We start from the raw sequence: 22,816 nt of genomic DNA on the forward strand, positions 1-22,816 counted from the left end.
TTACAGCTTACCAGACTTTATAAACACGTCCGGTCTGCGCCCCTTCCACGCTGCGGCGATACGCTTTCGCCACCCGTGCTGCCGGAGCGGCTTCAAAGCCCGGGAAGAACGGGCCGTAAGCTTTCAGCGACTCTTCTACTACGGTCGGGCTGACCACGTTGATGCGGATGCCGCGTGGCAGTTCAATCGCCGCACCACGGACAAAACCTTCCACGGCCGCATTAACCGTGGTGGCGTTTGCGCCCTGACGGATAGGTTCATCAGCAATAATCCCGCTGGTCAGGGTGACGGAGCCGCCATCGTTGAGGAATGACTGACCGATCAGCGCAATACGCACCTGCCCGAGCAGTTTATCCTGCAAGCCGATATTGAATTGCTCTGCGGTCATTTCAGTCAGCGGGCCAAAGTGCAGGCTGCCGGTAGTGGCGATAATCGCATCGACTTTCCCGGTACTTTTGAAAAGCGCTTTTACGCTGTTTTCATCGGTGATATCGACCTGAAAATCACCGCGCGTCTTGCCTGCGGTGATAATTTCATGTTCTGCGCCGAATTCTCGGATCACCGCTTTACCCAATGTACCCGTCCCGCCAATCACTAAAATTTTCATCACAGCTTCCTCAACGTTGTTTGTTGGATCATCTTTCACCAAATTAAGAGTTAGATATAGACTCGTATTATTCGTTCTGTACTAACTCAGGGTTTGTAATGTGGATAAGCTGCGGAATATTGAAGTCTTTGTCAGCGTAGTAGAAACCGGAAATTTCAGCACTGCGGCGGAAAAACTGGGGATTTCGGCGGTGATGGTCGGTAAACACATTCAGCAACTGGAAAAGCATCTCAATGCCCGTCTGCTGCAACGCACTACGCGCAGGCAAAGCCTGACCGATGCCGGTGAAGTGTTTTATGAAAACGGCAAACGGGTGCTGGATCAGATGAAATTCACGGAAAGCGCGATGGAAAGCCTGCAAAGCGTACCGACCGGATTGCTGCGGGTCAGCGCGCCGGTATCCCTTGGCTCGAGCGTTATAGCACCGATGCTGGCCCGTTATCTGCAAACACATCCCAAAGTGAATGTAGAGCTGATACTGAGTAACGCGAGGGTGGATTTGATCGGCGAAGGTTTTGATGCAGCAATTCGTATTGGCGAAATCGGCGACGACCGTCTGGTGGCGAAGCCTCTGAAGCCTTATGAAATGGTGATCTGCGCGTCTCCAGGCTATTTGCAGCAGTTCGGCACGCCCGCGACGCCTGAAGACCTGAAAACGCACCCATGTCTGGTGCATACCGTCTGGAATCAGAGCGAAGGCTGGCATCTGGCGAATGCAGAACGCACCACGTCAGCGTGGCCGGTTAACAGCCGCTATGTGTCCAACGACGGTCATGCGCTGCGTGCTGCGGCACTGGAGGGCGCCGGTTTGCTGTTGCAGCCCAAAGTCCTGCTGGCGGAGGATATCGCCAGCGGCAAGCTGATCCCGGTGCTGGAGTCTTTTATCCCGAAGCCCCGGGTGGTGCATCTGGTTTATCTGCCTGATTTCAGGCCACGAGCCAAACTGACCAGCCTGATTAACTTCATGACGGAAAACGACTTTTACTGAGACTGAGTATGGCGTAAAACAGAAAGCGGTAAGTGATCGCTCACTTACCACCCAGTTTTGCACACTTTGAATCAGACGAAATCAGAGCTTAAAGCCCGCAACCACGGTTTCCAGCTGAACGGTCTGATCCTGCATCGCCTGCGCGGCGGCAGAAACCTGTTCGACCAGCGCGGCGTTCTGCTGCGTGGCGTTATCCAGCTGCGTAATAGCCACGTTAACCTGCTCAATGCCCAGACTTTGCTCCTGACTGGAAGACATAATTTCGTTCATCAGTGTCGCCACGTTGTTCACGCCGCCCATGACTTCATCCATTGTCGTCCCCGCCGTTGCCACCAGATTGCTGCCGGTGGAAATATCCGCCACAGAATCTTCAATCAGCTTTTTGATTTCACGCGCAGAGGTCGCCGAGCGTTGCGCCAGACTGCGCACTTCTGAGGCCACCACGGCAAAACCGCGCCCCTGTTCACCAGCACGTGCTGCTTCTACCGCCGCATTCAGCGCCAGAATGTTGGTCTGGAAAGCGATGCCGTCAATAACACTGATGATATCGACGATTTTGTGGGAGGAACGGGTGATCGACCCCATCGTTTCTACCACCTGCTTCACCACTTCCGATCCTTTTTCCGCGACTGCCGATGCGTCACGCGCCAGCTGGTTAGCGCCCTCCGCATTGGCTGCGTTTTGCTTAACGGTGCTGGTCAGCTGTTCCATTGAGGCTGCCGTTTCGACAATAGAACTGGCCTGTTCTTCAGTTCGCGCAGACAAGTCCAGGTTACCGCTGGCAATCTGGCGCGAAGCTGAAGTGATCGCCAGACTGCTGTCACCAACCTGACGCAGAATGGATTGCAGGAAAGACAGGAAGCTGTTGAAGCTCTGGTTGATCTGATTGAACTCAGGGCTGCGGCTGTCCGGTAAGCGTCGGGTTAAATCCGCGCCGCCCGCTGAAAGCTGAGCGATATTTTTATTCAGTGCGGCAAGCTGGCGCATAAACACTTTAATCGCCGCAATCAGCACAATCAGCAGCAGTAAGACCATCGGGATTTGTACCAGCCCGAGACTCGTCAGAATGCTATGGCTGCGCGCCAGCAACTGACTGGTCGGCATATCGGTTGCGATATACCACGGGCCCTGAATGTTACTCATGAACATCGTATGCGACGTACCATCGTTGTCGTAATCCGCCACCAGAGAGGATTGATCGTTAATCTGGTCGAGGCTTTTGCGGATCTGCATCGCCAGCGGAGAGGCTTCGCCCAGCGACGCCAGTTTCGGCAGCTTTTCATCCGTGGAATGGCTGGTACCAACGATGGTGCCGTCTTTCTCCACAATATAAATTGTCGCGTGAACCTTTTTCTCCATTTCCGTCACCAGCTGGTTAAAGAAGCCCAGCGTCACGTCGATAGTGGCAACGCCCCACTGTTTGTCGCCTTTATAAATCGGCATCGCACAGTTGGTGCGTGGCTGGGTGCTGGCGTCATCGAAATAGGCGGGAGCCCAGACGCACTGCCCCTTTTCACCTTTGGAGGCGGCGAGATACCAGGACTGATCGAAATAGTTCGGCGATTCTGCGCTGTTCCAGAAAGTATTCACCGTCAGCTGATTATTACTGTTTCGGGCAAAGAAGGTGCTGAATTTGATTTTTGCCGGATCGCGCTGGTTCGGCAACGGCCAGATACCGCCTCCAAACACGGCGGCATCACCGTACTGATCAACCAGAGCAGGCAGCAGCCGGTCGATACTGTCGCTGTCCATTTGTGCGACGGTCTGGGTGATGGTACGTACCTGAGACTCAACTTTATTCAGGCGATCGTTAATGGCGACGGCCACATCATCCACCTGGTTAGCCACCAGATTACTTTCGGTTTGTTTCAGCTGAGGAGCAATAAAGACCTGGATCACGATAAGCGTAACGATGACCAGCACAATAAAAAACAAGCTGATCAATGCGATAAAGCGGGATTGCGTTGTTTTTAACATTTTAGGGTACTCACAGGCGAAGCAGCGAGATCGCTGCTTAACTAGTAACGGCATTTTCTGACGTTTCTTTATGTTGCTATAGTAGATATATCTGGCACCCGGATCTTATGAGTGAAAATCCAGAACATCATTCCGATGAGATTTCTTCTCAACTGGCGATTAAAACTGTGATTTGTTTCACTTTATGGTGATGAAAATCTGTCTGAAAAGTGAATGAAGTGTGCGCCACTGCGAGTTTTAAGCGGTTTTTAATGATTTCTCTTAATGTTATTCTTTAGAACAATTGAGAAAATACGGTCGAACCATTAATCATGGAGTGAACAATGGCGTGCCATTTTGCAAGATGGGCAATGACGGATGCAGAACCGGATACACACCGGTTGCCCAAAGAGATCGTATTATTCGCAAAACACCTTTCCGAAAAACAGCGCAAGCGTTTCTTAAACGGCCGCGTGCTTCTGGCAGAAATGATTTTCTACCTGTACGGAATTGCTGAACTTCCTAACGTGATCACCTTACCCAGCGGTCGTCCGAGTTTCGAATCCCTTGATCTCCCTGATTTCAGCCTGGCGTATGCCGGTAGCACTGTCGGTGTCTTAATCAGCAGTGAAGGGAAAGTCGGTCTGGATCTCGAAATCATTCATGCCCGCAGTGCGCTGGTGAATCCGCAACAGCAGTTACAGCTTTCTGCGGTGGAGAAAACCTGGATTGCCATGCAATCCGATCCTGTGGAATCCTCGCTGCAACTGTGGTGTATCCGCCAGAGCATGCTGAAGATGTCCGGCCTCAACGATCAGGGTCCGCTGACGCTCAGCCTGAATCCGGCCTCTGGCCGTTTGCGGTCTGCCGTGACACCGGAGGCGCAGGTAATGAGTGATATTGAAGGGTCGATAACCTGGTCATGCGCGCAATCTCCCTCGATAATCCGGTTGCAGTGCTGGCGCTATGAACCCGAAAACGGTTTCACCCGCACACAAACACTTTCCACAGATCAGCAGTCCGAATCACCGCACTTTATGAAATTCATCAGCCTGCCGCCTGCTAAATAAAACTTCACTTATGTTTACGCTCGTCGACCCGTTTTTCGTTTATGGTTACAGGCAGTTCCTTTCGTAAAATCATCCATAACAGGAGTTAGCCATGTCAGTTACACCACTGAAGTTTGTCACACTGTTAGGTAGTCTTCGTAAAGCGTCATACAACGGCATGGTGGCGCGTACATTGCCGAATGTCGCCCCTGAGGGCATCGTGATTGAAGCATTACCTTCCATCGGTGCCATTCCACTCTATGATGCGGATATTCAGCAGGAAGAAGGTTTTCCGGCGGATGTTGAAGCGATTGCGGAACAAATCCGTCAGGCGGATGGCGTCATTATCGTCACGCCGGAATATAACTATTCCGTACCGGGTGGCCTGAAAAATGCCATCGACTGGATTTCACGTTTGCCAAACCAGCCGCTGGCCGGAAAGCCCGTGCTGATCCAAACCAGTTCAATGGGGCCGGTCGGTGGCGCACGCTGCCAGTATCACCTGCGCCAGATCCTGGTTTTCCTTGATGCCATGGTCATGAACAAACCTGAATTTATGGGTGGCGTCATTCAGAGCAAAGTGGATGAGCAGACAGGCGAAGTGGTTGATCAGGGGACGCTCGATTTCCTGCGCGGCCAGCTGACGGCATTTGCCGACTATACCCGCCGCGTCAGCAAATAATTCCGGTCATCAGAAATGCAAACAGCCCGCAAATGCGGGCTGTTTTTTTATCGGCGTTAAGCAGACGTCAGCGGATTAATGCCCGTCTACGAACGCGATTTTCAGCACGAACAGCAGCGCAACCACAACCACACATGGGCTGATTTCTTTCCAGCGGCCGGTGCCCAGTTTCATCACCACGTAAGAGATGAAGCCCAGCGCGATACCTTCAGTGATCGAGAAGCTGAACGGCATCATCACCGCAGTGACGAACGCCGGAACGGCTTCGGTCAGGTCATCCCATGACACGCGCGCCAGGCTGGAAGTCATCAGTACGCCGACATAAATCAGCGCACCCGCTGCGGCGTATTCCGGCACCATGCCGGCCAGCGGGGAAATGAAGATCACCAGCAGGAACAGCAAACCGGTGACAACCGCAGTCAGACCGGTACGGCCGCCGACGGACACGCCGGAGGTGCTTTCAATGTAAGCGCCCACAGAAGACGTGCCGATAAATGCGCCGGCAACGGAAGATACGCTGTCTACATACAGCGCCTGTTTCATCTGCGGGAATTTACCTTTCTCGTCCGCCAGACCGGCCTTGTCGGTCACGCCGATCAGCGTGCCGGAGGAGTCAAACAGGTTCACCAGCATGAAGGAGAAGATGACGCCCGCCAGACCGATATTCAGCGCGCCTTTCAGATCCACCTGTCCGACAACCGTGGTAATGCTCGGCGGCATCGACCAGAAACCGGTGTAATGCACGTCGCCAATCATCAGGCCAATCACGGTGGTGACAATAATCGACACCAGCACAGAGGCATGGAAGTTTCGCGACGCCAGCACGGCAATAATGAAGAACCCGAGTACGCCCAGCAGCACGTTGTGCGAGGTCAGATTACCGATGGTGACGATGGTGTCAGGGTTCGGAACGATAATGCCGGCGTTTTTCAGCCCCATCATGCCGATAAACAGCCCGATACCGGCGGTAATGCCCACGCGCAGACTGACCGGAATATTGGCAATCATCCAGTAACGGATGCGGAAAATGGTCAGCAGCAGCAAACCGACCGCGCCCCAGAAAATCGCGCCCATCCCGATCTGCCAGGAAACGCCCATCGCGCCCACGACCACAAAAGCAAAGAACGCATTCAGACCCATCGCCGGTGCCAGAGCGACCGGAAGGTTGGCGATCACGCCCATCAGGATGCTGCCGAACGCGGCAATCAGACAGGTGGTCACGAACACGGCCTGTTTATCCATCCCCGCAACACCCAGGATCTGCGGGTTCACGAAAACGATATAGACCATGGTCAGGAAGGTAGTTAAACCGGCGATAGTTTCGGTGCGTACGGTGGTGCCGTGCTGCGTCAGTTTAAACAGACGTTCAGCCAGACCTTTACCCGCAGTCGCATTGCTCTGTGGTGTGCTCATTGGTGAGTTCCAAAATGGGGGAAAAACAATCGGGGGGTATCCTAAGGATTTTAGCCCGAAAGCGCCAGCACTGGATGTATGGGATTAAATCTATCGTTCGGGTACAGTGCCATAATGCACGCCAATAGATGAAACGCTCACAGGGAGAAAGTATGTCACAGGTTGAATGTGTCTTTTTTGATTGCGACGGTACGCTGGTGGACAGTGAATTGTTGTGCTGCGAAGCCTACGTCGAAATGTTCGAGCATTTTGGTGTGACGGTTTCTTTCGACGAAATGTATAAGAAATACAAAGGCGTCAAACTTTACGAAATCGTCGCGATCGTCAATAAAGAGCACGGTATCGATGTGCCGAAAGAAGAAATGGAAGTGGTGTTCCGCCAGCACGTTGCGCGGCTTTTCGACACTAAACTTGAGCCTATTGACGGTGCGCGTGAACTGCTGGAACACATTACCGTGCCAATGTGCGTCGTCTCCAACGGCCCGGTCACCAAAATGCAGCACTCGCTCGGCCTGACCGGTTTGCTGCCTTTCATGGGCGATAAGCTGTTCAGCGGCTACGATTTGCAGCGCTGGAAACCCGATCCGGCGGTATTGTACAAAGCCGCCGAGGTCATGGATGTGCTGGTGGAAAACTGCATTCTGGTAGAAGATTCCGTGGCAGGCGCACAGGCCGGGATCACCGCAGGCATCCCGGTGTTTTACTACTGCGCCGATCCGCATAACCCGCCGCTGGATCACCCGCTGGTGACGACTTTCCACGACATGCGCGAACTGCCGGGGATCTGGCGTCAGATGGGTTATCAGATCACGGGTTAAGGGCGATCCGTTGTTGATTCACGCTCAACATCAGGCGGCCAGCGTACCGTTCTGAACGGCGTCCAGTCTGCTGGCTTATCGGTCAGCAGCGGGTTTTTAGGTACCGGTCTGGCTTCCATGTAGTGGCAGCAGTGGCTCCATAAACCGTAAGCATCGCGCAGATTGCCCACCGTCCAGGCGAGCACAAACCGGTCCACGACCTCATATGTTCCCGGTTTACAAACCGCGCAGTATATCCGGTGCCCCCAGTCTGCATGCCCCGCCAGCTGCACCCGTTCTCCCTGAATATCGGCCCAGTCAAATACCTTGATCACCACCGGCCAGCGCTTCCAGGGCCAGATACTTTTTTTGTACTCGTAGACATAAACCTTCTGACGCTTTCGGTTAAAACGAACAGGTGCGCCCCGGGGTTCAAATAAAACCCTTTTGATGCAGTAGATAAAAAATGAGGAAAATACAAAAACAGGAAGATAGAGACTAAACAATAATAATAAGTCAGAAGCAGCATTAATAATAAAAACAAGACGAATACTAAAAAATAAAACAATAAGTATTGCAATCAAGCTGAACCATAACCCTCCCCACCCGTAATTCACATAACGCGGGATCTCCATCCACACATCATTGATTTCATTCACCCGGATCAGCTGCGGCGGAGCTTTCTGATCGTCTGCCTGTTTAGGTAAATCTTCATCCCAGTATCGAACTGGCGCATCAAGTCTGGACTGTCGTTTCATCACATCATCCCTGTTGCGGTGGTTGATTCACGTTCAACATCTGACGGCCAGCGTACCGTTCTGAACGGCGTCCAGTCTGCTGGCTTATCGGTCAGCAGCGGGTTTTTAGGCACCGGTCTGGCTTCCATGTAGTGGCAGCAGTGGCTCCATAAACCGTAAGCATCGCGCAGATTGCCCACCGTCCAGGCGAGCACAAACCGGTCCACGACCTCATGTGTTCCCGGTTTACAAACCGCGCAGTATATCCGGTGCCCCCAGTCTGCATGCCCCGCCAGCTGCACCCGTTCTCCCTGAATATCGGCCCAGTCAAATACCTTGATCACCACCGGCCAGCGCTTCCAGGGCCAGACACTGCGCTGATATTCATATACATAAACTTTCTGCCGCTTGCGGTTAAAACGAACAGGTGCGCCCCGGGGTTCAAATAAAACCCTTTTGATGCAGTAGATAAAAAATGAGAAAAATATAAAAACAGGAAGATAGACACTAAACATGGATAATAAATCAGATGGAAAACTTGGAATAAAAACAAAGACAACGCAAATAATTACAGCAATAAGAGTCATAAATGTACTAAACCATTGTACACCCCACCCGTAATTCACATAACGCGGGATCTCCATCCACACATCATTGATTTCATTCACCCGGATCAACTGCGGCGGGGCTTTCTGATCGTCTGCCTGTTTAGGTAAATCTTCATCCCAGTATCGAACTGGCGCATGAAGTCTGGACTGTCGTTTCATCGCATCATCCCTGTTTACTGACCGTCAGGCCCAGCTGATAATCTGCATCAGTATTATCCGGCCAGTAATTCGCGACCAGTTTCACTTTCGCTGTACGGCTTTGTTCCGCCCAGACACTGACCATCAGATTCAGGCTGTTTACCTTCCTCTCTTTACCGCCTTCCGTTACCGTCTCCTCATCCACTGACAGACGGTATTTATAATAACCGGAAGGCTCCACAGCCTGATACCCGTCAGCCTGCCCCGGCGCACTCACTGATTGCGAGAACAATACCTTATCGTCACCGGCACGCGCCAGACGCACGGACCAGCCACCTTTGCCTGCCGCCCATCCGGGCATACTCACTCGCAGATCGATGCGTTCATAAACCACACCCTCAAGGGTGGTGCGACCGGTCGGGCTAACAGCAGAAGCAAAAGGTAGATTGGTAATCCTTTCCGCTGGCAGGCTTTGCAGCCTGAAGGGGTAGAAGTCGCCTGCTCACTGGCAACCGCGTTCTTCAACATCTGACTTCTGAAATCCATGAATAACATTCCCTTGTTTTTTTCATGGTTAATACGCCGAATTACACACGATGTAAAACTTAACCTAAATTTCCTCTATGAATGGATTTGAATTGTGATCCTGATCGTAAGCCTGCATCCGCTTTTCCAGCTCCGCTAAGGATCGCAGGCCATCTGCCAGCGGCAGGGTTTTATCATTGAAGATTTCAAGCGACCACGGCCCGGTGAAGCCTTTTCGGTTCAGCGTGCTGACGAAATCCACCAGCGGTAAATCACCCTGCCCCGGATAACAGCGATAACTGCGGCTCCATTGCTGCACGTTCATGTCTTTGTAGGGCGCATCAGCCAGTTGCAGGAAGCTGATTTTATCCAGCGGCACTTCGTCCAGCCGGTCAAGATTGTCGCCTACAGCGAGAATATGGAAGCTGTCGAGCACAATGCCCAGCGCCGGACTGTTCACCTCACGTACGCGATCCCACGCCTGCCGGTAGCGGTTGATGTGTTTGCCCCACGCCAGCGCTTCAAAGCCGATACGGATATCATAAGGCTCCGCCATTTCAGCCAGCGCGGCGAGATCGGCAATCTGTACATCCCGCTCCGGTGAGCTTTCCGGATCGGTGTTGCTGCACACCAGTAAATGATCGCAGCCCAGCTCGCGCATCAGATCAAACTGACGGCGCGCGCTGGCGAGTTTTTCGATACGTTTTTCCGCAGGAACGCCTTCGAAATCGCGGAAAGGCTGCAGCAGGAAAATACGCAAGCCGAGGGAATCGGCGAGATTACGGATAGCCACCGGCTTGACCGGACTTTTAAGCAAATCATCTTCGAATATTTCCACACCATCAAATCCCGCAGCAGCTATCGCCGTGAGCTTTTCAGGCAAGGTTCCTGGTACTGAAACTGTCGCAATTGAACGTAAACGGGTGGTTGCAGGCAAAATAGCGTCCTTTAAGTCAGGCTTCGATACTTACAGTAGTGGACCCTCATGCCACGTTCGTCAAGTGCAGAGGCGTTGTATGAACGCACGGATTGTAACTGAGCGACGCAATGGTTAATCTCTGTGGCGTGAATGTGGTTAATGATGAGGATAAGACGCTGAGCAGCCAAAGTTCCCCGGCGCCGGGACGTAAAAATGATCCGATAGGACTGAAGCAGCGCATTTTTGACAGCGCTTTGGCTGAATTCGCAGAATCCGGTCTGATGGGCGCACGCATGGAAAATATCGCTTCCAACGCCAGCACCACGAAACGTATGGTGGTCTATCACTACAAGACCAAAGAAGCGTTGTACATGCTGGTGCTGGAGCACGTTTACCGCGGTATCCGTCAGCACGAGCTGGATCTGGATCTCTCGTCATTTCCGCCCGCTGAAGCTATCGTCAAACTGGTCGAAGCCAGCTTTGATTTCCACGTCTCACATCCGGAATTCATTCGTATTGTTTCAACGGAAAACATGCTGCGCGGCCGGTTTATCCGTCAGTCCACCAGCATCCGTGAAATCAACAAATCGGCATTAACGCTGCTGGAAGATATTCTCGCGCGTGGCAAGCAAAGCCATCTGTTCAAAGAAGATGCGCAGGCACGCGACGTTCACCGTCTGATCAGCAGCCTGTGCGTACACCAGGTTGCCAACCAATATACGTTCGGCGCATTGTTTGAAAATCCGGATGAAGTGGATTTACAGACCGCCCACTACCGTCAGCTGGCCGTCATGGTTGCCCTGCGCTACGTGATGAAGTAATTGCGCTGATCGGACGCTGTTACAGAGCGGATAGCAAAAAGGCCTCGTAAGAGGCCTTTTTTGTCGGGCAATATCAGCCAGCGATTATTCTTTTGGCGCGTCTTTGCCGTCTGTCAGCAGCTTGTCCAGCGCATCGCCGCCCACGTGACGGAAATCCTGACCCTTCACGAAGTAGAAAATGAATTCGCAGATGTTCTGGCAACGGTCGCCGATACGCTCAATAGAACGGGCGCAGAACAGCGCAGTCAGCACGCTCGGGATAGTGCGCGGATCTTCCATCATGTAGGTCATCAGCTGGCGCACAATGCCTTCATATTCCTGATCCACTTTCTTGTCTTCACGGTAAATACGTACCGCTTCGTCAAGATCCATACGCGCAAACGCATCCAGCACATCATGCAGCATTTCTACGGTGTGGCGACCCAGAGATTCCAGGCTGACCAGCAGCGGCTGATGCAGATGCGAGAATTTTTCCAGCGCCGTGCGGCAGATTTTATCTGCCACGTCACCGATACGTTCGAGTTCAGAAATGGTTTTGATGATCGCCATCACCAGACGCAAATCGCTGGCGGTCGGCTGGCGCTTGGCAATAATGCGCACACAGGCTTCGTCGATCGCCACTTCCATCAGGTTAACTTTGTCATCACCTTTGATGACGCGTTGCGCCAGTTCGGCATCCTGATTGTGCATCGCCGTAATGGCATCAGTCAGTTGTTGCTCGACCAGCCCGCCCATTGCCAGAACCTGCGTGCGGATGTGTTCAAGCTCGGCGTTGAACTGGCCGGATATGTGTTTGTTTAAGTTCAGGTTGTCCATTGTTCTTACCTCAACCGTAGCGGCCAGTAATGTAATCTTCAGTCTGTTTGCGCGCTGGCGAGGTGAACAGCGAGTCGGTATCGCTGTATTCGATCAGTTCGCCCAGATACATAAACGCAGTGCGATCTGAACAACGCGCAGCCTGCTGCATGTTGTGGGTCACGATCACCACGGTGTAATCAGATTTTAGCTCGGTGATCAGTTCTTCGATACGACCGGTAGAAATCGGATCCAGCGCAGAACAAGGTTCGTCGAGCAGCAGAACGTCTGGGCGGATCGCAATACCGCGCGCGATACACAGACGCTGTTGCTGACCACCGGACAGGCTGTAACCGCTCTGGTGCAGCTTATCTTTGGATTCGTTCCACAGCGCGGCCTTGGTCAGTGCCCATTGCACGCGCTCATCCATATCGGTACGGGAAAGCTTTTCAAACAGACGCACACCAAACGCGATGTTGTCATAAATAGACATCGGGAATGGCGTCGGTTTCTGGAAGACCATACCGACTTTGGCGCGCAGCAGCGCGATGTCCTGCTTATCCACCAGAATGTTTTCGCCGTCGAGCAGGATTTCACCTTCTGCGTGCTGTTCCGGATATAACTGGTACATTTTGTTGAACGTACGCAGCAGCGTGGATTTACCACAACCTGACGGACCGATGAATGCCGTGACTTCGTTCTTAGCGATATCCAGGGAAATATTTTTCAGCGCGTGGAATTTGCCGTAATAAAAGTTCAGATCGCGAACCTGAATCTTGCTGTTGGATGCGTCAGTCATTCGACTCATTAAGACATCTCTCTTATTCGCGCGCCGCGTGGCGACGCCGGGTAAACAGTGACGGCAGCCGTTTTCGTCTGCCATCGATAATGAATGAACTTATTGCTTTTTCGGCGCGAAAATCACACGCGCCAGAATGTTCAGCAGCAGCACGCACACCGTAATCAGCAGCACGCCCGCCCAGGCCAGTTGTTGCCACTCGCCAAACGGGCTCATCGCAAACTTAAAGATAGTCACCGGCAGGTTGGCAATCGGCTGCATCATGTCAGTGCTCCAGAACTGGTTGGAGAGTGACGTGAACAGCAGCGGCGCGGTTTCACCGGCAATACGGGCAATCGCCAGCAAAATACCGGTGATAATGCCGGAAACAGACGCTTTCAGCGTGATGGCCGAAATCATTTTCCATTTCGGCGTACCCAGCGCGTAAGCCGCTTCACGCAGGCTGTCGGGCACCAGTTTCAGCATGTTTTCCGTGGTACGGATAACAATCGGGATTTGTAACAACGCCAGCGCCAGAACGCCTGCCCAGCCAGAGAAGTGACCCATTTTTGCCACCATAATGGTGTACACAAACAGGCCGACAACGATGGATGGCGCAGAAAGCAAAATGTCGTTGATGAAGCGAATAAATTCAGCGAGCCAGGATTTGCGACCATATTCGGCCAGATAAATCCCCGCCATCACGCCCAGAGGCGTACCGATGACCGTCGCCCATAAAATCAGTAATCCGCTGCCCGCAATGGCATTCGCCAGACCGCCGCCCGCCGTGTTCGGTGGCGGCGTGTTTTGCGTGAACAGCGCCAGCGACATCCCGTCCACACCTTTGACGATGGTGGTAAACAGGATCCAGACCAGCCAGAACAGACCAAACGCCATGGTCATCATCGAGACCATCAGCGCGATACGGTTTTTCTGACGGCGCCATGCCTGACGTTTACGGCGTGATTCCAGTAATGCTGCGTTACTTTGCATGTCGAGTGTCGTCATCTTAACGGCCCTCTTTCTTAGCCAGACGCAGGATCATCACTTTCGACAGCGCCAGGACAATAAAGGTGATAACAAACAAGATCAGCCCCAGTTCCATCAGCGCGGCAGTGTGCAGACCGGCTTCCGCTTCGGCAAATTCGTTTGCCAGTGCGGAGGTTATACTGTTGCCCGGCGCATAAAGTGAGGCGCTGTCGAGCTGGTAGGTGTTACCGATAATAAAGGTCACTGCCATGGTTTCGCCCAGTGCGCGTCCCAGACCTAACATCACGCCACCGATTACCCCGTTTTTGGTGAACGGCAGCACGATGCGCCAGATCACTTCCCACGTGGTGCAACCAATGCCGTAAGCAGATTCTTTCATCATCACCGGCGTTTGCTCGAACACGTCACGCATGACGGAGGCAATGTACGGGATGATCATAATGGCGAGAATGACGCCCGCCGCCAGAATACCGATACCAAAACCCGGACCGGCGAACAGTGCGCCAACAATCGGGATACCGGAAAGTACATCACCCACCGGCGTCTGGAAGTACTGCGCAAACAGCGGTGCAAAGACAAACAAACCCCACATGCCATAAACAATGCTGGGGATCGCCGCCAGCAGTTCGATAGCAATACCCAGCGGGCGTTTCATCCAGTTCGGCGCCAGCTCAGTGAGGAATAATGCGATACCAAAGCTGACAGGAACTGCAATCAGCAAGGCAATAATGGAGGTCACGACCGTGCCGTAAATCGGCACCAGTGCGCCGAATTGTTCGTTCGGAGCATCCCAGGTTTTCGTCCACAGGAAGGATAAACCAAACTTTTCGATGCTCGGCAGGGAAGCAATAAACAGCGAGACGATAATGCCGCCCAGCATGAATAGCACAATCAGCGCAGCCAGTTTGACCAGAGCGCCGAAGATGATGTCACCGTTTTTGCTGGGTGCCTTGATAGCCGGCTTGTATTCAGCCATACCACTCTCTTTTAATTCAAATTTAATTCCCTCCCCGGCCGGAGAGGGAATGAAGCAGAGTTACTATACCCAAAATAATTGGAGTTGCACCAAGCCAGCTGCAAGTGAATCCCGGTGAGCTTACTCAGGTAAGTGATTCGGGTGAACGAGCGCAGCTAACGCCGGTGCAGCTTCAGGTATGACAGGTATTCCTAGTACAGTGCTTTGCCGCTGCTGTCTTTAACGTTGGTTTTCCATGCTGCACGGATCTGCTCAACCACTGATTCAGGCAGGGCTGCGTAATCCAGATCGGTCGTCAGCTTGTTGCCGTTTTTGTAAGCCCAGTCGAAGAACTTCAGCACTTCAGTGCCTTTCGCTGCGTCTTGCTGATCTTTGTAAATCAGAATGAAGGTGGTGGAGCTGATTGGCCACGCATTGTCACCTTTCTGATTAGTCAGGTCCTGAGCGAAGGTTTTGCTCCAGTCAGCGCCTTTAGCCGCTGCGCTGAAGGATTCTTCAGTCGGGCTGATCGCTTTACCGTCAGCATCAACCAGCTTGGTGTAAGCCAGGTTGTTTTGCTTGGCGTAAGCATATTCTACATAACCGATTGAACCAGGCAGACGCTGAACAAAGGCTGCAACGCCGTCGTTACCTTTACCGCCGAGACCCGTAGGCCAGTTCACAGTAGAACCAGAACCGATTTTGTCTTTCCACTCGCTGTTTACTTTCGCCAGGTAACTGGTGAAGACATAAGAGGTACCGGAACCGTCAGCACGGCGAACGACCGCGATGTTGGTGTCTGGCAGTTTCACGCCCGGGTTCAGCTTGGTGATCGCAGCGTCGTTCCACTTTTTGATTTTGCCGAGGTAGATATCACCCAGCGTTGCGCCGTCCAGCGTCAGCTGACCGGATTTGATCCCCGGGATGTTAACAGCCAGTACCACGCCACCGATCACGGTAGGGAACTGGAACAGGCCGTTTTTGGCCAGATCTTCGTCTTTCATCGGGGCATCAGATGCGCCGAAGTCTACGGTCTTAGCGATGATTTGTTTCACGCCGCCGGAAGAACCGATGCCCTGATAGTTAACCTGAGTACCGGTTTCTTTCTGATATGCGTCAGCCCACTTAGCGTAAACAGGAGCTGGGAAGGTGCCGCCAGCGCCAGTCAGGTTAGTGGCAGCGAAAGCAGACATTGCTGTGAGGGAGAAAGTCGCTGCTACAAGACCGGCGACGGTGTTACGCATCAATTTCATGTTCCACTCCTGGTGGTTTTAAACTTCCCGACTGATGTCGACGTTAATTAAAGTGTTTGGCACAGGAGGAAAATAGGACAGTTTAGTGACAGTAAAATGTACGTTATGTGACAGTTTTATGACACTGGTCACAATTCGAACTATACGGGCAAAATGCGGGGATTTTAAGCGGGAAATGCCGGTTGTGACACCGGCAGATGACAAAAAGCGGGCAAATTATCGCCCTTTCTTCTTACGCCCGGGCTGGGCAAAACGCTTACGGGAGCCTGAATTACCCTCCGGTTTTTCGGTATTTTTCGGTTTTGTGACAGCCGGTTTTGCAGCAGTGGGTTTCTTAGCCTGAGCAGTTTTTGCCTGCGCTTTTTTCGCCGGTTTATCTTCAGACGACGAATTTTCAATCAGTTTAAATAACTCAATGAGTTCATCATCGGTCAGGTCGCGCCATTCGCCCAGCGGCAATCCTTTCAGATTGATGTTCATGATGCGCACGCGTTCGAGCTTAGTGACTTCAAAACCAAAGTGCTTGGTCATACGGCGGATCTGGCGGTTAAGCCCCTGCACCAGCGTAATACGAAACACCATCGGCGCTTCTTTCTTCACTTTGCACTTTTTCGTCACGGTACCGAGCATCGGTACGCCCGCGCCCATACCGGCAATAAACTCGTCTGTGATCGGCTTGTTGACGGTGACGATGTATTCTTTTTCGTGGTCGTTACCGGCGCGCAGGATTTTGTTGACCAGATCGCCATGATTGGTCAGCAGAATCAGGCCCTGCGAATCTTTATCCAGACGGCCAATCGGGAAGACGCGTTTGCTGTGGTTAACGAAATCACGGATGTTGTCCCGCTCACCTTCTTCCATCGTGGTGATGATGCCGACAGGTTTGTTCAGCGCGATCAGTACCAGATCTTCTTCATCACGCGGCTCGATAACCTGACCATTCACTTTCACCACATCGCCGGCAAATACCTGAGCCCCTACCGCGGCACGCCTGCCGTTAATAAAAACATTTCCCTGTTCGATGTAACGATCGGCATCGCGGCGCGAGCAAATTCCGCTCTCGCTGATGTATTTGTTAAGACGAATGGAGTCGGTCTGCATTGAGCAAAGCACCTTCAGAAAAACGCGAACTATACCTTATCCGGCGCGGGTTACGAAGTCTGAGAGAAGAAAATCGTGACCGTTTACTGAGAAAGAGAAAAACCGGAAACAATAAAAAAGCGCCCCGAAAGGCGCTCAGAGAATCAGCGACTGAACCGGTCGGTTTTATTCGACGGTCACAGACTTCGCCAGGTTACGTGGCTGGTCAACGTCGGTGCCTTTAATCAGCGCAACGTAGTAGGACAGCAACTGTAACGGCACGGTGTAGAAAATCGGTGCGACGATTTCTTCAACGTGTGGCAGCTGGATAATCTTCATCCCTTCGCTGTCGGTGAAACCGGCGTCCTGATCGGCGAAGACATACAGCAGCCCGCCACGGGCGCGCACTTCTTCGATATTCGATTTCAGTTTTTCCAGCAATTCGTTATTAGGTGCAACGACGATCACCGGCATATCCGCGTCAATCAGCGCCAGCGGGCCATGTTTCAGCTCGCCCGCCGCATAAGCTTCTGCGTGAATATACGAAATCTCTTTCAGCTTCAGCGCACCTTCCATCGCGATCGGATACTGATCGCCGCGACCGAGGAACAGGGCGTGATGCTTGTCAGAGAAACCTTCAGCCAGAGATTCGATGGTTTTATCCAGCGACAGCATTTGTTCGATACGCGCAGGCAACGCCTGAAGCGCGTGAACAATGTCATGCTCAACTTGCGGGCTCATCCCTTTCAGACGGCCCATGCGTGCCACCAGCATCAGCAGAACGGTCAGCTGCGTAGTGAACGCTTTAGTAGAGGCCACGCCAATTTCGGTACCGGCTTTGGTCATCAGCGCCAGATCGGATTCACGCACCAGAGAAGAACCGGCCACGTTACAGACCGCCAGAGAACCGAGATAACCCAGCTCTTTGGACAGACGCAGCGCTGCCAGCGTATCAGCCGTTTCACCAGACTGAGAAAGCGTGATGATAAGGCTGCCCGGACGAACAGCGGATTTGCGATAGCGGAATTCTGACGCGATTTCGACATCACATGGCATACCGGCCAGAGATTCGAACCAGTAACGAGCCACCATGCCGGAGTTGTAAGACGTCCCGCAGGCGATGATCTGCACGTGCTGAACACGGGACAGAATTTCGTCAGCTTTTTCGCCCAGTTCGCTCAGATTGACTTCGCCGTGATTAAAACGCCCTTCGAGGGTGTTTTTAATGGCCAGCGGCTGTTCGTAAATCTCTTTTTGCATGTAGTGACGGTAAACGCCTTTGTCACCGGCGTCGTACTGTACTTTGGATTCGATCTCTTCACGCTCAACGGCATGACCATTTTTATCATAAACGCTGACAGAACGGCGCTTAACCTCAGCAACATCACCTTCTTCCAGGAACAGGAAGCGGCGGGTAACAGGTAACAGCGCCAGCTGGTCGGAAGCGATGAAGTTTTCACCCACGCCACGGCCAATCACCAGCGGGCTACCGGAACGGGCAGCGACCAGAACAGACGGGTCGCGGCGGTCCATCACTACCGTACCGTACGCACCACGCAGTTGCGGGATAACACGCTGAACGACTTCCAGCAGCGTGCCGCCCTGAAGTTGTTCCCAATGCACCAGATGCGCGATCACTTCGGTATCCGTTTCAGAATCAAAACGGTAACCGCGTTCAATCAGTAATTCACGAAGAGGTTCGTGGTTTTCGATAATACCGTTATGCACTACCGCAATGTAATCAGACACATGCGGGTGGGCATTGGCTTCAGAAGGCTCGCCATGTGTTGCCCAGCGGGTGTGAGCAATACCGGTACCGCCGTGCAGCGGATGTTCATCCAAAGCATCGGCCAGCATCTGGACTTTGCCCAGACGACGCAGACGTCCCATTTTCCCGTCAGCATCAATCACAGCCAGACCGGCTGAGTCATAACCGCGGTATTCGAGACGGCGTAAACCTTCCAACAAAATTTCAGCAATATCGCGTTGCGCCACAGCGCCTACAATTCCACACATCAGTTTTATTCCTATAGAAGGTCTTTCGGGACCTTTTTGATGCCTGACCTGATTTATCCACAAGCCCCGTTTTCCGGTGTACTTGCGGTTCCCCGAGCCTTGTAGAGAGTTGGGGATTATTATGTTTTGGACTGAATTTCGACGACAAAATGCAGACCAAAACACAACGTGATAAACAAACATCAGGCGCAGAAAACTGCGCCTGAATGCTTAAGCCTCAGAATAGCTTATTTTTTCTTCACCGGTTTCTGCCAGTCAGGCTTGTGCACCTGCGGCACGCGGCTGAGCAGCAGACCGTTATCCGGCACATCGCGCGTCACCGTCGTACCCGCAGCAATAGTCACGTTATTACCGACCGTGACGGGCGCGACCAGTTGTGTGTCAGACCCGACAAAGACATCATTACCAATGACAGTTTTATGCTTGTTCACGCCGTCGTAGTTACAGGTGATGGTGCCCGCACCGATATTCACGTTATCGCCAATCTCGGCATCGCCAAGATAGGAAAGATGACCGGCTTTCGAGCCTTTACCCAGGCGCGCCTTTTTAATTTCGACGAAATTACCTACATGCGAGCCTTCAGCCAGTTCAGCGCCGGGGCGCAGACGGGCAAACGGTCCGACAGTACAACCGCTTTCCAGCAACGCATCTTCGAACACGCTGTACGGGCTGACTTCACAGTCATCGCCAATTACGCAGTTCTTCAGCACGCAACCCGCACCAATTTTGACGCGATCGCCCAGTTTTACGTGACCTTCAATAATTACGTTAGTGTCGATCACCACATCAATGCCGTGCGCCAGCTCACCGCGCAGGTCAAATCGCGCCGGATCCATCAGCATCACGCCCTCCAGTAAAAGACGCTCAGCCTGTTCGCTCTGATATACGCGCTCGAGACGGGAAAGTTGCAGGCGGTTATTCACGCCATCCACTTCACTGTTTCGTGCAGGGTGAACGGTGGCGATCAGGTGTCCTTCCGCATGCGCCATCGCAATAATATCGGTGATGTAGTATTCACCCTGCGCGTTGTTGTTGTTCAGCTGACCGAGCCAGCGTTTGAATGACGCGCCGTTAGCCACCAGAATACCGGTGTTAATTTCCTGAATTTTCAGCTGTTCTTCGCTGGCATCTTTCTGCTCGATGATGCCGGTAACAACGCCATTCTCACGAACAATACGGCCATAACCGGTCGGATCATCCAGCACCACGGTCAGTAATCCAATGCCGCCATCGGGCTTGGCTTTGAGCAATTTATTCAAGGTATCGACGGAAATCAGCGGAACATCGCCGTACAGCATCAGCACATCTTCATCATCAGCAAAGAACGGCGCCGCCTGCTGCATTGCATGACCGGTGCCCAGTTGCTCTGCCTGTAATACCCAGTTCAGATCACTGCCTGCCAGATTTTTCTTCAGTAAATCGCCGCCGTGGCCATAGACCAGATGCACGTTCCGGGCACCCACTTGCGTGGCCGCATCAATGACGTGCTGAACCATTGGCTTGCCGGCCAACGGGTGAAGAACTTTCGGGAGGTTGGAGTACATGCGTGTCCCCTTGCCCGCGGCAAGGATCACCACACTCAGTGCGCTGTTCGACATAGGTAACCTGACAAATCCAATTTGAGTGACAAAAGTAACCCGTTCAGTGCGCGGATTACTACATATTTCGCTTCAAAAACCGCCCGCAGACCGCAGCCTGCAAGGGTTGTATGCTGCATAGACTACACCAAAAAAACTGAGGGTAAAGTGTCGATTAATCACGCAAGCATTCCACTAAAAGCGAAAATTTGCGTTGGGGAAAACACTGAAAATGTACTTTTTTAAAGGCAAAAAAAAAGCGACCCGAAGGTCGCTTTTCTAACTGATGTTGTTACATCGCTTTTCTGGTCAGTTCGATAACGCGAAGTTTCGCGATCGCCTTAGCCAGTTCCGCTGACGCCTGAGCGTAATCAACGTCGCCGTGAGAACCACTAATGTGTTCTTCCGCTTTGCGCTTGGCTTCAAGCGCGCGCGCTTCGTCGAGGTCTTGCCCACGGATTGCAGTATCAGCCAACACGGTCGTTGCATTCGGCTGCACCTCAAGGATGCCACCGGAAAGATAGATATACTCTTCTTCACCGTGTTCTTTAACAATGCGCACCATGCCAGGCTTGATGGCGGTGAGCAGCGGAGCATGCCCCGGGAAAATACCCAGTTCGCCTTCGCTACCCGTCACCTGGATTTTTTGTACCATGCCTTCAAACATACGTTTTTCAGCACTGACAACGTCCAGATGGTAAGCTTTTTCAGCCATGTCATCCTCTCTCACAACAAACTAGCGTTACAGTTTCTTGGCTTTTTCCACTGCTTCATCAATGGTGCCAACCATGTAGAACGCTTGTTCCGGCAGGTGATCGTAGTCGCCGTCCATAATGCCTTTGAAACCACGAATGGTATCTTTCAGCGATACGAACTTACCCGGAGAACCGGTGAAGACTTCGGCCACGAAGAATGGCTGGGAAAGGAAACGTTCGATCTTACGCGCACGGGATACAGCCAGCTTGTCATCTTCTGACAGCTCGTCCATACCCAGGATCGCGATGATGTCTTTCAGTTCCTTGTAACGCTGCAGAATAGACTGCACGCCACGAGCCACATCATAGTGTTCCTGACCAACAACCAGTGGATCCAGCTGACGGCTGGTAGAGTCCAGTGGGTCAACCGCCGGGTAGATACCCAGTGACGCGATCTGACGGCTCAGTACCACGGTCGCATCTAAGTGAGCAAAGGTGGTGGCTGGGGATGGGTCAGTCAAGTCATCCGCAGGGACGTAAACGGCCTGAACGGAAGTGATTGAACCACTTTTGGTCGAGGTGATACGTTCTTGCAGAGCGCCCATCTCTTCCGCCAGTGTAGGCTGATAACCTACCGCTGATGGCATACGGCCCAGAAGTGCGGACACTTCGGTACCGGCCAGGGTATAACGGTAAATATTGTCAACAAACAGCAGTACGTCACGACCTTCATCACGGAATTTCTCCGCCATGGTCAGGCCGGTCAGTGCAACGCGCAGACGGTTACCTGGTGGCTCATTCATCTGACCATAGACCAGGGAAACTTTGTCGATAACGTTGGATTCGGTCATTTCGTGGTAGAAGTCGTTACCCTCACGAGTACGTTCACCCACGCCCGCAAACACAGAATAACCGGAGTGCTCGATCGCGATGTTACGGATCAGCTCCATCATGTTTACAGTTTTACCCACACCCGCACCACCGAACAGACCGACTTTACCGCCCTTAGCGAACGGACACATCAGGTCCATAACTTTGATACCGGTTTCCAGCAGTTCCTGGGAGTTTGCCAGCTCTTCATAAGAAGGCGCAGCACGGTGAATCGCACGACGTTCTTCTTCGCCGATTGCACCTTTCATGTCGATTGGTTCACCCAATACGTTCATGATACGGCCCAGTGTTGCAACACCCACAGGTACTTCGATTGGGTGTTCCAGGTTGTTCACTTTCAGACCGCGACGCAGGCCGTCTGAGGTACCCATTGCGATACAACGAACAACGCCGCCGCCTAACTGTTGCTGTACTTCCAGCACCAGTTTGGAGGTACCGTTTTCTACCTCAAGAGCATTGTACACGTTCGGTACTGCATCCTGAGGGAACTCGACGTCCACCACGGCGCCGATTACCTGGATAATCTTTCCAGTAGCCATCTTGAAT

At 52.6% G+C, this 22,816-nt stretch carries 21 protein-coding genes and 1 pseudogene; 5 read left to right on the top strand and 17 right to left on the bottom strand.

The window, feature by feature from the left end; all coding sequences use genetic code 11:
• Positions 1–7 precede the first annotated feature (7 nt).
• Positions 8–607 (bottom strand): short chain dehydrogenase, encoded by a 600-nt coding sequence (locus ACM615_RS00615; RefSeq protein ID WP_431011276.1) that lies wholly within the window; start codon positions 605–607, stop codon positions 8–10.
• A gap of 100 nt (positions 608–707) precedes the next feature.
• Between ACM615_RS00615 and ACM615_RS00620 the strand changes: the two genes are divergently transcribed.
• Complete coding sequence (locus ACM615_RS00620) at positions 708–1,595, top strand: LysR family transcriptional regulator (RefSeq protein WP_431011277.1); 888 nt, start codon at positions 708–710, stop codon at positions 1,593–1,595.
• A gap of 81 nt (positions 1,596–1,676) precedes the next feature.
• On the opposite strand, the gene ACM615_RS00625 is transcribed toward ACM615_RS00620, so the two are convergent.
• Complete coding sequence (locus ACM615_RS00625; RefSeq protein ID WP_431011278.1) at positions 1,677–3,572, bottom strand: methyl-accepting chemotaxis protein; 1,896 nt, start codon at positions 3,570–3,572, stop codon at positions 1,677–1,679.
• A gap of 323 nt (positions 3,573–3,895) precedes the next feature.
• On the opposite strand from ACM615_RS00625, the gene ACM615_RS00630 reads away from it, so the two are divergent.
• Both ACM615_RS00630 and ACM615_RS00635 read left to right on the top strand, forming a co-directional pair.
• Positions 3,896–4,621: a 4'-phosphopantetheinyl transferase family protein gene (locus ACM615_RS00630; protein ID WP_112287214.1), complete on the top strand. Its 726-nt coding sequence runs from the start codon at positions 3,896–3,898 to the stop codon at positions 4,619–4,621.
• 91 nt (positions 4,622–4,712) lie between these two features.
• Complete coding sequence (locus tag ACM615_RS00635) at positions 4,713–5,282, top strand: NADPH-dependent FMN reductase (protein ID WP_113876814.1); 570 nt, start codon at positions 4,713–4,715, stop codon at positions 5,280–5,282.
• Between the two features lie 75 nt (positions 5,283–5,357).
• On the opposite strand, the gene ACM615_RS00640 is transcribed toward ACM615_RS00635, so the two are convergent.
• Positions 5,358–6,695 carry an NCS2 family permease gene (locus ACM615_RS00640; RefSeq protein WP_112292033.1) on the bottom strand — a complete coding sequence of 446 codons (1,338 nt, stop codon included), beginning with the start codon at positions 6,693–6,695 and terminating at the stop codon, positions 5,358–5,360.
• Positions 6,696–6,847: 152 nt separating this feature from the next.
• Between ACM615_RS00640 and yieH the strand changes: the two genes are divergently transcribed.
• Positions 6,848–7,513, top strand: coding sequence for a 6-phosphogluconate phosphatase (gene yieH / locus ACM615_RS00645; protein ID WP_431011279.1), 666 nt, complete (start codon positions 6,848–6,850; stop codon positions 7,511–7,513).
• Here yieH and ACM615_RS00650 read toward each other — a convergent pair.
• The 4 genes and pseudogenes from ACM615_RS00650 to ACM615_RS00665 form a co-directional block, all read right to left on the bottom strand.
• Complete coding sequence (locus tag ACM615_RS00650) at positions 7,510–8,250, bottom strand: DUF6708 domain-containing protein (protein ID WP_431011280.1); 741 nt, start codon at positions 8,248–8,250, stop codon at positions 7,510–7,512. The two genes, yieH and ACM615_RS00650, sit on opposite strands and share 4 nt — an antisense overlap.
• Positions 8,250–8,996 (bottom strand): DUF6708 domain-containing protein, encoded by a 747-nt coding sequence (locus tag ACM615_RS00655; protein ID WP_431011281.1) that lies wholly within the window; start codon positions 8,994–8,996, stop codon positions 8,250–8,252. The genes ACM615_RS00650 and ACM615_RS00655 overlap by 1 nt, the downstream gene beginning before the upstream one ends.
• 4 nt (positions 8,997–9,000) lie before the next feature.
• Positions 9,001–9,369, bottom strand: a complete 369-nt coding sequence (locus ACM615_RS00660) for a hypothetical protein (RefSeq protein WP_431011282.1) — start codon at positions 9,367–9,369, stop codon at positions 9,001–9,003.
• Positions 9,370–9,630: 261 nt separating this feature from the next.
• Positions 9,631–10,437 (bottom strand): annotated as a pseudogene (locus tag ACM615_RS00665) (sugar phosphate isomerase/epimerase family protein); the annotation flags it as partial.
• A gap of 110 nt (positions 10,438–10,547) precedes the next feature.
• Here ACM615_RS00665 and ACM615_RS00670 point away from each other — a divergent pair.
• Positions 10,548–11,240, top strand: a complete 693-nt coding sequence (locus ACM615_RS00670; protein WP_113876811.1) for a TetR family transcriptional regulator — start codon at positions 10,548–10,550, stop codon at positions 11,238–11,240.
• A gap of 84 nt (positions 11,241–11,324) precedes the next feature.
• Here ACM615_RS00670 and phoU read toward each other — a convergent pair whose 3' ends face one another.
• The 10 genes from phoU to atpD form a co-directional block, all read right to left on the bottom strand.
• On the bottom strand, positions 11,325–12,056 hold the full coding sequence (phoU, locus tag ACM615_RS00675; protein ID WP_112290873.1) for a phosphate signaling complex protein PhoU: 732 nt from the start codon (positions 12,054–12,056) through the stop codon (positions 11,325–11,327).
• Between the two features lie 10 nt (positions 12,057–12,066).
• A complete protein-coding gene (gene pstB, locus ACM615_RS00680) occupies positions 12,067–12,834 on the bottom strand; it encodes a phosphate ABC transporter ATP-binding protein PstB (RefSeq protein WP_013577692.1) in 768 nt (255 codons plus the stop codon).
• 99 nt (positions 12,835–12,933) lie between these two features.
• Positions 12,934–13,821 carry a phosphate ABC transporter permease PstA gene (gene pstA, locus ACM615_RS00685; protein ID WP_112290871.1) on the bottom strand — a complete coding sequence of 296 codons (888 nt, stop codon included), beginning with the start codon at positions 13,819–13,821 and terminating at the stop codon, positions 12,934–12,936.
• A 1-nt stretch (position 13,822) separates the two neighbouring features.
• Positions 13,823–14,779, bottom strand: a complete 957-nt coding sequence (gene pstC, locus ACM615_RS00690; RefSeq protein WP_112290870.1) for a phosphate ABC transporter permease PstC — start codon at positions 14,777–14,779, stop codon at positions 13,823–13,825.
• Between the two features lie 191 nt (positions 14,780–14,970).
• Positions 14,971–16,011 (bottom strand): phosphate ABC transporter substrate-binding protein PstS, encoded by a 1,041-nt coding sequence (gene pstS / locus ACM615_RS00695; RefSeq protein WP_112290868.1) that lies wholly within the window; start codon positions 16,009–16,011, stop codon positions 14,971–14,973.
• 216 nt (positions 16,012–16,227) lie between these two features.
• Positions 16,228–17,112 carry a 23S rRNA pseudouridine(2604) synthase RluF gene (rluF, locus tag ACM615_RS00700; protein ID WP_112290866.1) on the bottom strand — a complete coding sequence of 295 codons (885 nt, stop codon included), beginning with the start codon at positions 17,110–17,112 and terminating at the stop codon, positions 16,228–16,230.
• 165 nt (positions 17,113–17,277) lie between these two features.
• Positions 17,278–19,107 (bottom strand): glutamine--fructose-6-phosphate transaminase (isomerizing), encoded by a 1,830-nt coding sequence (glmS, locus tag ACM615_RS00705; RefSeq protein WP_129637787.1) that lies wholly within the window; start codon positions 19,105–19,107, stop codon positions 17,278–17,280.
• A gap of 227 nt (positions 19,108–19,334) precedes the next feature.
• Entirely contained in the window at positions 19,335–20,705 is a 1,371-nt protein-coding gene (gene glmU / locus ACM615_RS00710) for a bifunctional UDP-N-acetylglucosamine diphosphorylase/glucosamine-1-phosphate N-acetyltransferase GlmU (RefSeq protein ID WP_132966608.1), read from the bottom strand.
• Between the two features lie 271 nt (positions 20,706–20,976).
• Positions 20,977–21,399, bottom strand: coding sequence for a F0F1 ATP synthase subunit epsilon (locus tag ACM615_RS00715; RefSeq protein WP_095924048.1), 423 nt, complete (start codon positions 21,397–21,399; stop codon positions 20,977–20,979).
• Between the two features lie 27 nt (positions 21,400–21,426).
• Positions 21,427–22,809, bottom strand: a complete 1,383-nt coding sequence (gene atpD / locus ACM615_RS00720) for a F0F1 ATP synthase subunit beta (RefSeq protein WP_095924049.1) — start codon at positions 22,807–22,809, stop codon at positions 21,427–21,429.
• Positions 22,810–22,816 lie beyond the last annotated feature (7 nt).

The sequence above is a fragment of the Rahnella sp. PAMC25617 genome (genome assembly GCF_050606005.1).
GTDB lineage: Bacteria > Pseudomonadota > Gammaproteobacteria > Enterobacterales > Enterobacteriaceae > Rahnella > Rahnella variigena.

Coding starts and splice junctions, on each gene's coding strand:
- ACM615_RS00615 (WP_431011276.1), bottom strand. CDS start 607: ATGAAAATTTTAGTGATTGGCGGGACGGGTACATTGGGTAAAGCGGTG.
- ACM615_RS00625 (WP_431011278.1), bottom strand. CDS start 3,572: ATGTTAAAAACAACGCAATCCCGCTTTATCGCATTGATCAGCTTGTTT.
- ACM615_RS00630 (WP_112287214.1), top strand. CDS start 3,896: ATGGCGTGCCATTTTGCAAGATGGGCAATGACGGATGCAGAACCGGAT.
- ACM615_RS00635 (WP_113876814.1), top strand. CDS start 4,713: ATGTCAGTTACACCACTGAAGTTTGTCACACTGTTAGGTAGTCTTCGT.
- ACM615_RS00640 (WP_112292033.1), bottom strand. CDS start 6,695: ATGAGCACACCACAGAGCAATGCGACTGCGGGTAAAGGTCTGGCTGAA.
- yieH (WP_431011279.1), top strand. CDS start 6,848: ATGTCACAGGTTGAATGTGTCTTTTTTGATTGCGACGGTACGCTGGTG.
- ACM615_RS00650 (WP_431011280.1), bottom strand. CDS start 8,250: ATGAAACGACAGTCCAGACTTGATGCGCCAGTTCGATACTGGGATGAA.
- ACM615_RS00655 (WP_431011281.1), bottom strand. CDS start 8,996: ATGAAACGACAGTCCAGACTTCATGCGCCAGTTCGATACTGGGATGAA.
- ACM615_RS00670 (WP_113876811.1), top strand. CDS start 10,548: ATGGTTAATCTCTGTGGCGTGAATGTGGTTAATGATGAGGATAAGACG.
- phoU (WP_112290873.1), bottom strand. CDS start 12,056: ATGGACAACCTGAACTTAAACAAACACATATCCGGCCAGTTCAACGCC.
- pstB (WP_013577692.1), bottom strand. CDS start 12,834: ATGACTGACGCATCCAACAGCAAGATTCAGGTTCGCGATCTGAACTTT.
- pstA (WP_112290871.1), bottom strand. CDS start 13,821: ATGACGACACTCGACATGCAAAGTAACGCAGCATTACTGGAATCACGC.
- pstC (WP_112290870.1), bottom strand. CDS start 14,779: ATGGCTGAATACAAGCCGGCTATCAAGGCACCCAGCAAAAACGGTGAC.
- pstS (WP_112290868.1), bottom strand. CDS start 16,011: ATGAAATTGATGCGTAACACCGTCGCCGGTCTTGTAGCAGCGACTTTC.
- rluF (WP_112290866.1), bottom strand. CDS start 17,112: ATGCAGACCGACTCCATTCGTCTTAACAAATACATCAGCGAGAGCGGA.
- glmS (WP_129637787.1), bottom strand. CDS start 19,107: ATGTGTGGAATTGTAGGCGCTGTGGCGCAACGCGATATTGCTGAAATT.
- glmU (WP_132966608.1), bottom strand. CDS start 20,705: ATGTCGAACAGCGCACTGAGTGTGGTGATCCTTGCCGCGGGCAAGGGG.
- ACM615_RS00715 (WP_095924048.1), bottom strand. CDS start 21,399: ATGGCTGAAAAAGCTTACCATCTGGACGTTGTCAGTGCTGAAAAACGT.
- atpD (WP_095924049.1), bottom strand. CDS start 22,809: ATGGCTACTGGAAAGATTATCCAGGTAATCGGCGCCGTGGTGGACGTC.